Source organism: Idiomarina sp. UBA4520 (genome assembly GCF_002388365.1).
In the GTDB taxonomy this organism is placed as follows: Bacteria; Pseudomonadota; Gammaproteobacteria; order Enterobacterales; family Alteromonadaceae; genus Idiomarina; species Idiomarina zobellii.
Map to the genome: position 1 here is coordinate 117,375 of NZ_DGMK01000011.1, position 13,947 is coordinate 131,321.

The 13,947-nt window shown below is 47.4% G+C and carries 12 protein-coding genes and 1 pseudogene; 5 read left to right on the forward strand and 8 right to left on the reverse strand.

Annotated features, from left to right (window positions below):
• Nucleotides 1-13: 13 nt before the first annotated feature.
• Together B3850_RS04240 and rnhB are read right to left on the reverse strand one after the other, a co-directional pair.
• Nucleotides 14-949: an isopenicillin N synthase family dioxygenase gene (locus tag B3850_RS04240; protein ID WP_053952447.1), complete on the reverse strand. Its 936-nt coding sequence runs from the start codon at nt 947-949 to the stop codon at nt 14-16.
• 69 nt (nt 950-1,018) lie between these two features.
• Nucleotides 1,019-1,582: a ribonuclease HII gene (gene rnhB / locus B3850_RS04245; RefSeq protein WP_286872446.1), complete on the reverse strand. Its 564-nt coding sequence runs from the start codon at nt 1,580-1,582 to the stop codon at nt 1,019-1,021.
• A 100-nt stretch (nt 1,583-1,682) separates the two neighbouring features.
• Between rnhB and B3850_RS04250 the strand changes: the two are divergent.
• Nucleotides 1,683-3,253 (forward strand): annotated as a pseudogene (locus tag B3850_RS04250) (AbgT family transporter).
• Between the two features lie 3 nt (nt 3,254-3,256).
• Nucleotides 3,257-4,042, forward strand: coding sequence for an SDR family oxidoreductase (locus tag B3850_RS04255; RefSeq protein ID WP_286911427.1), 786 nt, complete (start codon nt 3,257-3,259; stop codon nt 4,040-4,042).
• A gap of 5 nt (nt 4,043-4,047) precedes the next feature.
• Here the strand turns inward: B3850_RS04255 and B3850_RS04260 are convergent, their stop codons facing one another.
• Entirely contained in the window at nt 4,048-5,343 is a 1,296-nt protein-coding gene (locus B3850_RS04260; RefSeq protein WP_286872437.1) for a methyl-accepting chemotaxis protein, read from the reverse strand.
• 139 nt (nt 5,344-5,482) lie between these two features.
• A complete protein-coding gene (locus B3850_RS04265; RefSeq protein WP_286872436.1) occupies nt 5,483-5,896 on the reverse strand; it encodes a VOC family protein in 414 nt (137 codons plus the stop codon).
• A 63-nt stretch (nt 5,897-5,959) separates the two neighbouring features.
• Between B3850_RS04265 and B3850_RS04270 the strand changes: the two genes are divergently transcribed.
• Entirely contained in the window at nt 5,960-6,373 is a 414-nt protein-coding gene (locus tag B3850_RS04270) for a DUF3293 domain-containing protein (RefSeq protein ID WP_286872434.1), read from the forward strand.
• On the forward strand, nt 6,321-7,295 hold the full coding sequence (locus tag B3850_RS04275; RefSeq protein ID WP_339612198.1) for a DMT family transporter: 975 nt from the start codon (nt 6,321-6,323) through the stop codon (nt 7,293-7,295). The genes B3850_RS04270 and B3850_RS04275 overlap by 53 nt, the downstream gene beginning before the upstream one ends.
• Here the strand turns inward: B3850_RS04275 and B3850_RS04280 are convergent.
• Nucleotides 7,285-8,340: an endonuclease/exonuclease/phosphatase family protein gene (locus B3850_RS04280; RefSeq protein WP_286911428.1), complete on the reverse strand. Its 1,056-nt coding sequence runs from the start codon at nt 8,338-8,340 to the stop codon at nt 7,285-7,287. The two genes, B3850_RS04275 and B3850_RS04280, sit on opposite strands and share 11 nt — an antisense overlap.
• A 428-nt stretch (nt 8,341-8,768) precedes the next feature.
• On the opposite strand from B3850_RS04280, the gene B3850_RS04285 reads away from it, so the two are divergent.
• On the forward strand, nt 8,769-9,782 hold the full coding sequence (locus B3850_RS04285; protein ID WP_053954644.1) for an IS110 family transposase: 1,014 nt from the start codon (nt 8,769-8,771) through the stop codon (nt 9,780-9,782).
• A 345-nt stretch (nt 9,783-10,127) separates the two neighbouring features.
• On the opposite strand, the gene B3850_RS04290 is transcribed toward B3850_RS04285, so the two are convergent.
• From B3850_RS04290 to B3850_RS04300, 3 genes are read right to left on the reverse strand one after another with little or no spacing between them, the layout of a single operon-like run.
• Nucleotides 10,128-11,714: a dihydrolipoyllysine-residue acetyltransferase gene (locus tag B3850_RS04290; protein ID WP_286872428.1), complete on the reverse strand. Its 1,587-nt coding sequence runs from the start codon at nt 11,712-11,714 to the stop codon at nt 10,128-10,130.
• A 12-nt stretch (nt 11,715-11,726) separates the two neighbouring features.
• Nucleotides 11,727-12,704: an alpha-ketoacid dehydrogenase subunit beta gene (locus tag B3850_RS04295; RefSeq protein WP_286911429.1), complete on the reverse strand. Its 978-nt coding sequence runs from the start codon at nt 12,702-12,704 to the stop codon at nt 11,727-11,729.
• Nucleotides 12,704-13,891 carry a thiamine pyrophosphate-dependent dehydrogenase E1 component subunit alpha gene (locus B3850_RS04300; RefSeq protein WP_053952457.1) on the reverse strand — a complete coding sequence of 396 codons (1,188 nt, stop codon included), beginning with the start codon at nt 13,889-13,891 and terminating at the stop codon, nt 12,704-12,706. The genes B3850_RS04295 and B3850_RS04300 overlap by 1 nt, the downstream gene beginning before the upstream one ends.
• Nucleotides 13,892-13,947 lie beyond the last annotated feature (56 nt).

The window sequence follows — 13,947 nt, forward strand, 5'->3', positions numbered from 1 at the left end:
GTGTCGGTTGCTATTAGTCTTTAATAAGACCAATTTCACGCAAACGCTGCATTAAATAATCATCCGCCGTAATGGGTTCGTCACGCTGCGGGTTTTGTTCAGTTATACAGCTCTCCAACGGGGTTATCATTACGTCCGGGTTAAAGTGTAAGAAGAACGGAATAGAGTAACGCGACTTCTCATTGTAAGGCGCAGGCGGATTAACCACACGATGCGTAGTCGAGGGCAACACATGGTTGGTTAAACGCTGTAGCATATCACCCACGTTACAAATAATGGCACCTTCAATAATGGTTACCGGCACCCAGCTACCGTCTTTCGCCAGAACTTCCAGACCCGGCTCTCTTGAGCCAACTAATAAGGTCAGAACGTTGATATCTTCATGCGCACCCGCTCGTACAGACGGTGTATCTTCATCAATAATAGGCGGGTAATGCAGTGGGCGCAAAATTGAGTTGCCGTTATTCACCTTGTTGCGGAAAAAGTCTTTTGGCTGACCCAAGTAAACGGCCAGTGCATCTAACACCTGGTTACCCAGCTTATCCAGTGCTTCATAGATGGCCAGCATGTCGTCTTTAAACTTTGGTAACTCTTCTGGCCAAACATTCGGTAACAGCTGCGGATAAGCCGGTGTACCTTCCACTTCGCGGCCAACATGCCAAAATTCTTTTAAGTCCACATGCTCTGCGTCTTTCGCTATTTCAGTACCAAAGGGTGTATAACCGCGTGCGCCACCTTCTCCGGGACGGTGATATTGCTTTTTAACCTCATCCGGCAATGCGAATAACTCACGACAAGTGTCTAGCGCGCGTTCTATAAGCGCTGTATCAACACCGTGTTGCGTTAACGCAATAAAGCCATACTTTTCATAGCCTTGGCCAACATCCTGAGTAAATGCATCAAAATTATCGTGATAACGTCGCATATCGACGTGCGGAATAGACTGCATGGTGGCGTTCCAACTTATTAATTTAGGAAAACGGAAAGAGCCCTGTATTTTAGGGCTTAGGCAACAAAATCACAAGTTAGCCAGCGCCTCTCGAACCGGCTTGTAGTCACGTCGGTGAATGGGGCAAGGTCCGTATTTCTTCAGTAGTTCAATGTGCCGTGCTGTTCCGTATGCCTTGTGCTTATTAAATTCATACTGCGGGTAGCGTTCGTGCCATTCCAGCATCTGTCTGTCACGCTCTACTTTTGCCAAAATAGACGCAGCAGCAATGCTTTCTTCACGAGCGTCACCACCAACAATAGCTTCGGCGGGTACCGTCAATTCGGGCACTCGGTTACCGTCAATCAGCACTTTGCTGGGTAATACGGGTAACGCTTCTACTGAGCGTTGCATAGCTTTCATGGTTGCCCAGAGTATATTGATTTGTTCAATCTCGTCAGGGTCTGACTGCGCTATTGCCCAATACAGCGCCTTTTCCTTTATCTCGATGCTGAGCTTCTCGCGCTTCTTCTCACTCAGCTTCTTTGAGTCATTAAGCCCCTCAATAGGACGTTCAGGATCAAGAATAACCGCAGCGGCAACAACGGGTCCTGCAATAGGACCTCTGCCCGCTTCATCGACACCACAAATCATGAGGAAATTTTCACCTTGTTGCTTTGTTCATACGCCAAATAATGGTTATGATACCTGCGCATAATAATTAGACCAATAAAATAACAATCGGGAATACATCATGGCTCAATCTCCACAACCGGACCGTTCGCAAAAGGAAAAGCCGAACAGTCTGCTCAACCGCATGCTCGACGGCGTAGAAAAAGTCGGCAATAAGCTTCCTGATCCGGCCGTTATGTTCTTCGGCTTGCTCATTATTGTTTGGGTAATGTCCTGGGCGATGTCAGGGGTAGTTTTGACGAAACTCACCCGCTAACCGGTGAGGCTATTAGCGTCACCAACTTGCTCAGCGGTCCTGAAATAACTGCGTTTTTGGCCAATATGGTCGACACCTTTATGGGCTTTGCGCCGTTAGGCGTTGTATTGCTGGCAATGCTGGGTGTCGGTGTAGCTGAACGTTCAGGTTATATTGACGTGGCCATTAAGCTTATGCTGAACGTAACGCCAAAAACCTTACTCACACCGATGCTTATTTTGGTCGCAATTGTCAGTCACACTGCAGTCGACGCTGGTTACGTGCTTGTTATTCCACTTGGCGGCGTTATTTTCTACGCCGCAGGTCGTCATCCACTGGCGGGTATTGCAGCGGCATTCGCCGGGGTTTCCGGTGGTTTCAGTGCTAACTTTGTACCTTCAGCTATTGACCCATTACTACAAGGCTTTACTCAAAGCGCGGCGCAAATTATTGATTCTGATATTCAGCTGAACCCGTTGAATAACTACTTCTTTACCGCTGCATCTTCCATTGTGGTAGTAGCTATTGGTTGGTTCCTGACCGACAAAGTGGTTGAACCGCGTCTGCGCGGCGCTGAAATCGACGGCCATCCTGACGATATGCCGGCGGTTGATGATGTATCTCCGCGAGATCGCAAAGCATTTTACGCGGCTTCTCTCACCATGCTTGCTGGTATTGTATTACTGTATTTTTCAGCAACAGTAGAAAATTCGCCGCTGGCCGATCCACAAACGGGTGAATTAGCCTCTCTGGGCGCACCGTTAATGGGCATGATTGTCCCGTTAATTTTCCTGCTGTTTATTATTCCGGGCATTGTTCACGGGTACGTATCAGGTAACTTTACGAACTCACAAGACGTTATTGGCGCCATGAGCAAGTCGATGGAAGGCATGGCTTACTATATGGTCATGGCATTCTTCTGTGCGCTGTTTATAAAGGCTTTTGGTGACTCTCAGCTGGGAACACTTATTTCAGTAAAAGGCGCGAACTTCCTTGCCAGCTTAGAGCTATCAGGCGGCGTTACAATGGTAGGTATTGTCTTCTTGGTCGCGTTTATCAACTTGTTTGTGGGTTCAGCGTCGGCTAAATGGGCACTTATTTCACCTATTTTCGTGCCTATGCTTATGCAACTGGGTTACTCGCCAGACTTAACGCAAGCGGCTTACCGTGTGGGCGACTCGTCCAGTAACATCATTACGCCGTTACTGCCGTACTTCCCTCTGGTTGTGGTTTACTGCCAGCGTTACGTTAAAAAGACCGGTATAGGCACGCTAGTTTCCATGATGCTGCCATACACAGTCTCACTGCTGGTGCTTTGGTCTGCCTTCCTGATTCTATACTGGACTCTAGGCATTCCTCTGGGCTTCCAGGCTAGTTATACCTACCCGGCAGGTTAAACAGTGACTGCTATTGCAAATAAAAGAGTCTGGCTAACCGGTGCCTCTTCAGGCATCGGTTTGGCACTGGCACGTCAACTCGCCGACAAAGGCGCAAAGCTTATTCTCACTTCGCGTCGTGAAGCTCAGCTGGAGGAGTTGCGTCTGTCACTACCAAACCCCGACTCCCATAGCGTCTTAGCTCTTGACCTAAGCCATCCAGAAAAGGCAAAAGAAAAGGCGTCGTCAGCGTTAGCGAGTAAAACGGTAGATATTTTAATTAATAATGCCGGTGTTTCTCAGCGTAGTCTGGCAATGGAAACAGAGCTTCCGGTTTACCGAACCCTAATGGAAGTCGACTACTTCTCCGTTGTCGCTTTAAACCAAGTTGTTCTTCCACAAATGGTAGAGCGCAGCAGCGGACATATCGTGACGGTATCCAGTGTAGCGGGCAAAGTCGGTACAAAACTCCGTAGTGGCTATTCCGGTGCTAAGTTCGCTGTTGTGGGCTATATGGATTGTTTACGGGCTGAAATGGCAGAGCACGGCGTACACTGCACCACCATACTGCCGGGTTTCGTACATACTCAAATTGCCCATAACGCTCTAACCGGAGACGGTTCACTAAGGGGCAAGGAAGACAACGACAACGCGGGTGGTATCAGTCCTGAAAAGTGTGCTTCAGATATTATTCAGGCAATAGAAAACAATAAAGCGGAAGTTATTAGCGGCAAAGGCATGAGTAAAGTAGCGCCACTGTTGCAGCGCTTTATGCCAGGGTTACTAAGGAAAATGCTGGCTAATCGTTAGGCTTGCTAGGAAAGATGGCTGACGGCGTTAACCACATTGGTTGCGCCTTCGTCTATTTCATCCATTATGACTTTCACTTTTTCAATTTGCTCCTGCCCGCGCTTTGCCATTTCCTGAATATCGTCAATAGACAACGAGATAGCTTCCGAAACTTCTGAACTGCGCTGCATAACGCCCGATATCTCGCTTGTTGCCTGCGTCGTTCTGGTTGCCAAATTTCTTACTTCGTCAGCAACGACAGCAAACCCACGGCCATGCTCACCCGCTCTGGCTGCTTCAATTGCCGCATTTAATGCCAGGAGATTAGTTTGCTCCGCCAGAGCATTAATGGTTTTAACAATGTCTTCAATACTAACGGCCTGCTCTTGTAACTGCTCAATAATATTGTCGGTTTTCTGGCTTTTGGTCAGAATTTCATTAGAGGTTTCCACAGAGACATCAATAGAGGCTTTACCGTCTTTCACTATCATCGCCGTTTGTTGAGACGTCGAATACGCAATTTCTGCAGCTTCTGTGGTTTGTTGGGCTTTTAACACTTGCTCCGTCACGTCGCTGGCAAACTTAATGACTTTTACAACTCGGCCATTACTGTCAAAAACTGGGTTATAACTGGCCTCCAGCCAAATCGGTTGCCCGTGTTTGCTGACACGCTTAAAACGCCCGGTTTTAAACTCACCTTTACCAAGTTCACGCCAAAAACCCGGGTTTTCATCGTAAAAGCTTTGCTCACAAAACAGCTTATGGTGCTTGCCGGTAATATCGCTGAGCGAATAACCCACGGTATTCAGAAAGTTATCATTTGCCCAGGTAATAATTCCGTCAGGGGAGAACTCAATAGTCGCCATCGACTTATTAATTGCCGTATTAACGGCGGTTTGCTGCTCTAAGGCGGTAACTTCGTCAGTGACATCACTGGCAATTTTCGTAATGAAAACAACCTCACCTTTCTCGTTTTTAACAGGAAAGTACGTCGCTTCTAACCAAATAATGTCGCCATTACTGCGAATGCGCTTAAATCGCTCATGCTGCGACTTACCCTCTGCCAGCTGCTGCCAAAAATTTCGATACGCCTGAGAAGATGAATAACTCGGTTCACAAAACATTTTGTGATGTTTAGAGATAACATCATCGAGACCATATCCCATGGTTTCCAGAAACTGGTTATTGGCATTTAAAACATAGCCCTGAGGGGTAAAGTCAATACGCGCAACATTACTGTCAATGGCATTCATTAACTGTTTATATTGCGACAGCTCTTCAGTGGTTTTAGCGAGCTGGTGTTTCGTTTTAGCGCAAAGCATTAAGGTATTCCTACAACAAACAAAGAACTTTTGAATGCGATAGTTTACGCTTTGCTGGTCTAATCAGATCAAAAAAAGATCTATTTTAGAGTAAATACTCACCAATACTTGATCTGTATCAAATTCGCTAAAGCCGGCATTAAGAACTCCATGCCGGGTTCCAGGTAACTTCCCAAATATGGCCGTCCGGATCTTTGAAGAAACCGCCGTAGCCACCCCAAAATAAGTCTTTAGCCTCATGAAGAATGGTTGCTCCTGCCAATTTAGCCTCATTCATAACTGCATCAACTTCAGAGTGGGAACTGACATTATGGCTCAGCAGCACCTCATTGGCATTTTTAGCGACATCAACACCCATTTCAGCAGCAATGCTTTTACGCGGCCACAAAGCCAGTCTCAAACCACTAGGCAGCTTAAAGAAGGCAACAGCGCCATTTTCAAAGTCCTCACCGACAATGCCCTTCGTTTCCCAGCCTAAACCGTCCTGATAAAAAGCAAGTGCGCGCTTTAAGTCATCGACTCCCAGCGTAATAACACTAATACTTGGGTTCATAGAATCTCACTGCCTCAAAAGTTAAAATCTTACTTTAATTAACGCTTAAGTGATGGTCAAAGTATGGACGCAACATTGCTGGAACATTATAAAAATACCGACTACTGGTTTGTTGTGAATGGCCAAAAAATTACTTTATCGGTAGGTAGCACCAATAGCGACTTTGATACACTCTCTCATGACTTAAACTGCAAAACAGGGGCCTTTATTACCGCTTTTAACCCTCAGAGTCGGCAGTTAACCTTTGACGAGAATTGCGAAAGGAACCAACAGTTAGAAGCTGAATTAGTGGATTTTAAAGGCATTCGATACTTTTACGGAGTAGGTCAAGACCGCAGTTTCCAATGGCCAGCCGAAAAAAGCTTTATGGTTTTAGGGTTGAGTCAACAAACAGTCATTGACCTTGCCCGCCGATATCAGCAGAATGCCTTTCTCTGGATTGAACACCAACAAGCTGCAGTGCTCATCGACGTATGAGTTAAGGGGGGCACCATGCCATCACACCATAGCCGCTGATAAACTCGCGTTTATCTACGCCCTTATTGCCGTTTTATTATGGTCGACGGTCGCTACGGCGTTTAAAATCACACTAGAGTACATGACGCCATTACAAATGGTAACAGCCGCCAGTGTCGTTTCCTTTGCTATTCTAAGCCTAGTCTGTGTGATTCAGAGAAAGTCTCACTTGTTGCTGCTTGAGCTGCGGAAAATGCCCTTGTACTACGTACTAATGGGGCTTATTAACCCTCTTATCTACTATTTAGTGCTCTTTCAAGCTTATAAACTGCTACCCGCCTCCGAAGCTCAGCCCCTGAATTACACATGGGCAATAGCACTCAGTATTATGGCCGCCCTGTTTCTAAAGCAGCATATTCGTCGCCGCGACTGGGTCGCCTGCGCACTGGGTTATTTCGGTGTGTTAATTATAGCGACCCGCGGTGACCTATTTGGGCTTAGCTTTAGTAATCCCTGGGGTGTTTTATTAGCCTTGATATCAACCTTCCTGTGGGCCGGTTACTGGATACTCAACACCCGACGTAATGCGGACTCAGTCGTTAGCCTAGTCTTGTCCTTTGGCTTAGCATTGCCAATTTTAATTATTGCCAGCTTTGTCTGGAGCGACTGGTCGAACATACCCTGGCAAGGCTGGGCAGCTGTCAGTTATGTCGGATTATTTGAAATGGGTATTACCTTTTTATTTTGGCTAAAAGCTATGAAAACAGCCACCAACACCGCACTTATTAGCAACCTGATATTTATATCGCCGTTTATTTCACTGCTGCTACTGTCAGCAATTATTGGCGAGACCATTTATGTCAGCACTATTGTGGGCTTGGCACTTATTATTACCGGTTTATTAGTGCAGCGGCTTCACTTTAAGAAAAAGCTTAAGCCATAGCCTTTTTAACGATTTCATCCGCCGCTTCTTTGTCCTCTTCGTCAGGCGAAGGGCCATCATTAATACTATTTTCACCAGGCGAGAGAGCCAGTTCCGTTAGCAGAGGAAAATGATCAGACCCAAAGCCAGGCAGTCGCGTCATTGAAACCAGTGCAAAATGGTGGCTATGAAAAATATGATCAAGCGGCCAGCGAGCAAACCAATAGTCCGCGTGAAAAGTGTTGAACATACCCCGCCCCACCCGCGGGTCTAACAATCCACTGATTTTACGGAAGAGCAAAGTGGTTCTCGACCAGGCCACATCGTTCAAGTCGCCAGTGACTATAGTCGGATGCTTCTCGGGCTCTACATGTTTCGCAACTAACAGAAGTTCACCATCACGCTCCTCCGACTCCTCATTTTCCGTTGGACTCGGCGGCGCCGGATGCACAAAGTGCGCTTTCACTTTTTGCCCGGTCGGTAACTCAATAAAGCAATGTATCGACGGCTTATCGTCCTCAATTAAGTACTCAACGCTAACGTCAGATAACGGCAGCCGAGAATAGAGATGCATACCATAGAGATTATCCAGAGGCACCTTAACCGTATGAGGGTAGTTCGATTCAATAGCCTCTAACTGCTCCCCCCACCATCCATCAGACTCAAGCGTTACCAGAACATCCGGCGTATAGTCCCGAACCAACTTAATAAGGCCATCACTGTTACGGTTAGGCGTCAGTACATTCGCCGCCATAATTCTAAGCCGAGCCCCTGCCTCGCCTGCATCAACCGCTTTCACTTCTTTCGGAAATAAAGCCGTATAAGGCACCACCCACCACAGCTGACAAACAAGACAGCCAATAATCAGCCCCATAGCCACCGCAGTGACCGACGTCCAGTCACGTATAACCACAAAACCAATGATCAACAGTACCCCAAGCAGCACCGAAAGCTGCAAACGCGGAAAATCCAATCCGCGAATCCACCAAACCTGCGACCACGACAACGGCGCTAACGTCAGTACCGCCAGTAATATCGCTAAAGAAAGGTAAATAATTTCAAACATCTTGGCTCTCTATGCTTCTCAGATAAGAAAACCATAGCACAGCTACAGAAAAGAAGGGGAAAGGAAGTGTTAAAGCTTCGGAGGAGTTCCTACGGATAGAGCGCTCCGCTTGGAGTTAAAACCCTCTGCTCACTACAGCTCACGGCGGGACTTAGTGAAGCGGTAAGAGTTAAGGCCCTCTACTACAGGAGTGTCGGAGGCCATGGATGGCCTTCGTCAAGCCCTCATGGATGAGCTCGTCGCGTCTCCTGTAGTAGAGGGCCTTAACTCCTAGCGAAACTAAAAGTCCCCCCGGGAGCTGTGTGACGCCAAGGATGGCGTCACTCAAGCCCCCAAGGATGATGGGATGGACACCTCGCTTTACACGGCGTCGCAATGCGCCATTATTAAAGTGATGTGTTCAATAATCTCAAACGAGGTGTCCACCCATGAAAGTTACAACAATTAGTATCGATTTGGCAAAATCTGTTTTTCAAGTTTGCGGAACTAATCAAGGGGGAACCGAAGTGTTCAACCGCCAAGTCCGAAGAAACAAATTGCTCGAGACCGTTATACAGTTCCCAGATGCTGATGTTGTGATGGAGGCATGCAGTGGCTCTAACTACTGGGGCCGTTTGTTTATTAAGCATGGTTTAACCGTCAAACTCATCCCCCCTCAGCATGTAAAACCATTTGTACGTGGAAATAAAAACGACCGTAATGATGCTTTTGCCATATCTGAAGCATCGCGTCGACCCAACCTAACCTTTACGCAGCCACGCTCGGTGGCGGCAACCGATATGGCTGTTCTACACCGTATCCGCGACCGCCGCCAAGGATCATTAACCCGCTTAACAAACCAAATCCGTGGTTTATTAAATGAGTATGGGATTGTTATTCCTCAAGGTATTGAACATTTGCGTCGTTACATTCCATTAATTTTGGAAGATGCAGACAATGAGCTTTCGCAATTAATGCGCTCAGAGCTACACAGCTTGTTTGATGAGTGGAGCATGATGGAATCGCTCATCAAGCAACATGATAGAGCCATTGAGCAGTTTGCACGCGCAGATGAACAAACTACTTTGTTAATGACAGCCCGTGGCATTGGTTCCATTACGGCCACAGCGCTTATGAGTGTGATGGGAAGCCCGGCAAATTATAGAAATGGGCGGCACTTTGCTTCATCGTTAGGGCTAACCCCTTCAGAGCATTCTAGTGGCGGTAAGCAGAAGCTTGGGCGTATCACAAAACGAGGGAATCGCTATGTGCGCAAGCTTCTTGTTCAGTGCGCGATGAGCCATGTTCGGCATCTGGAAAGCCGAACGGATAATCTGTCATTATGGCTGAAGAAGCTGAAAGACCGGCGAGGCGTGCAAGTTGCCGCTATCGCATTAGCAAATAAACTGGCCCGAATCTCCTGGGCTATGCTACACAAGCAGCAGGAATTTAAATTGAATTAAAACAGTATTTAAGTCTCATCCAGCAATGCGTAGTTGCATGGTGCAACAGGTAAAACCGACCCTTGAGATGCCGAGAGAACCTAGTGAGTTATAACTCAGAAGGGACGATATAGCGCCAAGGGTGCGGTTATCCATGAAGGCCAGAGCTCACTGAGGAATCACTTGCAGCTCAAAACAGGCCGTATATACGAGTGCAGTTTTATCCTGTCCACCTCACGCAAAGCTGGTTAGCAACAAGGTGAAATTATGTAACTAAACAACTTGCGTAATGTGAGGTGTCCATATAAGGGTTCACGGCGTGTTTCTTAACTTTCCTAACTCTTAGTTTCTGGCTCTTCCGTTATCTCAGACCATGTTAACCAGCATGCTGGTTGGGTCTTCGAGGTATTCCTGCCAGAGCTTGTTGAAGCGAGCAATGGTACCGCCGTCGATAATACGATGGTCGCCTGACCAGCTTACCGTCATTATCTTACGGGCTACGACGTTGCCGTTTTCGTCAAAACGCGGTAATTCCTGCACTTTACCTAAGGCAACAATAGCTGCTTCCGGCTTATTAATGATAGGTGTTGCCACCGTACCGCCGATAACACCAATGTTCGAAATGCTAATAGTACCGCCTTTCATATCAGCCTGGGGCACTTTGCCTTCTCGAGCAGCTTGAGTCAGACGAGTCACTTCATTGGCCACATCGATAATACTCTTGTTCTGTACCTGTTTTACGTTAGGCACTAACAAGCCAATTTTGGTATCGACTGCCATACCGATATTGTGATCATCGAAGTAGGTAATTTCAGTGCAGTCTTCGTTCACCTGAGCATTTATTACCGGGAACTCTTTTAGTGCCAGCGACAGAGCTTTAATAAAGAATGGCATGACGGTTAAGCGTACGCCTTTCTCTTTGTATTGCTCTTTCAGCTTTTCACGCAGCGCAATGAGGTTCGTAACGTCAAACTCATCGGCATAAGTGAAGTGCGGAATGGTGCTAACAGAATTCATCATCTGCTTAGCCATAGCCGCTTTTACGCCACGAATAGCTTCGGTACGCGTGCCGCCGCTATTCGCTGCTGGCTGCTGTGCTGGTTTGCTGTCGGTGCTGGTTGTAGCACTTTGACCACCCGACTTGAAGGCTTCAATGTCTTTTTTCAAGACACGACCTTTCTTACCAGAGCCAGAAACGTCAGCGATATTAATATCATTCTCGCGAGCTAAGCGACGCACTGCCGGACTGGCAATCGCTTTGCCCTGACGTGCTTTAACTGGCGGTTCCGCTTCTGCTTTTGCGGCTGCCTGCGGCTTAGACTCTGCACTGTTTTGCGAAGAGCTGCCTGAAGCAGTCTCGCCGGAGACTGAAGCCTGAACGCCGCCGGCTGGTTGCAGGGCAAATAAAGGCTTATGTACTTCGGCGATATCGCCTTTTTTGTGGTACAGCTTAACGACTTTACCGTCATCTTTCGCTGGAATTTCAACCGTGGCTTTATCGGTCATAACCTCAACCACTGGTTGGTCTTCTTTCACTTCATCGCCTTCAGCAACCAACCACTCAACGATTTCACACTCAACAATACCTTCACCGATATCCGGTAAAATAAAGTCAGTGGTTCCACCGCCAGCTGCTTGGTTACTATCTGGCTTACTGTCAGATTTTGGCGCTGCTTTCTCAGCCGTTTTTTCTTCAGCAGCGTCGCTTGAATCGCCCGCAGCATTAATGCGGAATAACGGCTCGTGGACTTTAGCAATATCGCCTTTTTGGTAATACAGCTTTTCAACCACACCGTCGTCTTTCGCCGGTATCTCAACCATGGCTTTGTCAGTCATGACTTCAACAACGGGCTGATCTTCTTTAACTTCGTCGCCTTCGGCTACCAGCCACTCAACGATTTCGCACTCTACGATCCCTTCGCCGATATCGGGTAGAATAAAATCTTTACTCATGTCGATGGGTCCTTAGTAGTTCATTGAGCGTTTGATGGCTTCGTAGATCTTCAAATGATCAGCCATGTACTCTTTCTCGTGACACAACGGATACGGCACATCAATACCTGATACGCGCGCAATTGGCGACTCAAGGTATAAGAAGCACTTATCCTGCACCGTTGCTGCAATCTCGCTAGCAAAGCCGCCGGTAATTGGGGCTTCCTGAGAAATAACCAAACGTCCGGTTTTCAATACCGACTGAGTGACTGTTTCAACGTCCCACGGCAAAATAGTCCGTAAGTCGATCACTTCACAAGAAACACCATCTTGTTCGGCTTTTTCGACTGCTTTTTCGGTCATTTCCATCTGCGCGCCCCAGCCCAGTACAGTAATATCCGTACCTTCTTTAACGACGTCAGCTTTGCCTAATGGAATAGTGTATTCTTCTTCAGGAACCTCACCCGTCGATGCACGATACAGGCGCTTCGGCTCCATAAATAACACCGGGTTTTTATCAAAAATGGCGCTCAGCAATAGACCCTTAGCTTCGTATGGGTTACGCGGCGTTACAATTTTCATACCCGGGGTATGAGCAAAATACGCTTCCGGCGACTGCGAGTGATAGTGACCACCAGCAATACCACCACCGTATGGCGTACGAATGGTTAAACCGCCTACATCAAACTCGTTGCCTGAGCGGTAACGGAACTTAGCCGATTCGTTAACGATTTGGTCAAACGCCGGGAATATGTAGTCACCAAACTGAATTTCCGCAACCGCATAGCTACCTTGTGAAGCCAGGCCGTTAGCGAAGCCAATGATGCCCTGTTCAACCAGTGGTGTATTAAAGTTGCGGTGCTTGCCGTATTTTTCGGTCAAACCTGAGGTTGCGCGGAATACGCCACCAAAGCCACCGGTGTCTTCACCAAAGCTGTAAACATTGTCGTGTTTGGCCATCGCCAGGTCGAGTGCGCTGTTGATGGCTTGTAGCAAATTCATTTTAGCCATTAGTCGATTCTCCCTGACGTTTTCGGATACGCATCCGGATACTTACGGATATGCTCTTTCAACTCTTCCAATTGCTCTTTCAGCAATGGCGTCGGTTCGTCATATACGTCATTAATCAGTTCATCGATATGTGGCGCAGGTACTTTTTCGGCTTCTTTTAATGCCGCCAGAACCTTCGCTTTTACTTCTGCATGATGCTCTTCAACATGGTCTTTATCCAACCAGCCTTCGTTCATCATCCATTTTTGCAGGCGATCAAGCGGATCTTTTACTTTCCAGTCGTCTTCTTCTTCGCGCGTACGGTAACCCGTTGGGTCGTCCGACGTCGAGTGACCCGACATACGATAAGACATGGCTTCAATCAGTACAGGTTCGTTTTCTTCTACCGCTAAGCGACGTGCTTCCTGTGTCGCTCTTAGTACGGCAAACACGTCGTTGCCATCAATACGGATGGTTTTCATGCCATAGCCAATACCGCGTGGCGCAATGCCATCACCGCCATACTGCTCGCCTTGCGACGGCGTTGAAATGGCGTAACCGTTGTTGCGACAGAAGAAAATAACCGGCACTTTGTAAACCGATGCCATGTTCAAGGCAGCGTGGAAGTCACCTTCAGAAGCTGCACCTTCGCCAAAGTAGCAAATAGTACACTTGCCGGTTTTATCCATCTTCTGCCCGAACGCATAACCGGTCGCTTGTGGTATTTGTGTACCCAGCGGCGAAGAGATGGTCATAAAGTTTAAGTCAGCACAGCCATAGTGAACTGGCATTTGACGACCTTTACCTAAGTCTTTTTCGTTCGAAAACAACTGGTTCATGAACTGCTCAACGGTAAAGCCACGGTACGCCAACGCACCCTGTTCGCGATACTGCCCCATGATCATATCGCCGTCATCTAATGCGGCCGCAGAAGCGACACTTTCTGCCTCTTCACCGCGCGAAGCCAGGTAAAAGCTAATACGCCCCTGACGCTGCGCGGCAATCATGCGCTCATCGAGCGTACGAATAAATTGCATTGTGTCGTGAATTTTAACGATAAGGTCTTTATCGTACTCAGGCATGTCAGCGCCTTTATGGAAGCTACCGTCCTCTTTGAGGATCTGTAGCATCGGAATTGTAACCGACTCACCGTCAAACCATTGCGGCTTAGTCACAATCTCTGTGTTGTGTTTTTTATCCTTTGCCATAACCTTCTCTTTCGGTTGCAAGCTGGGTGAAATTTGCCGCTACTTTACCTTTACGT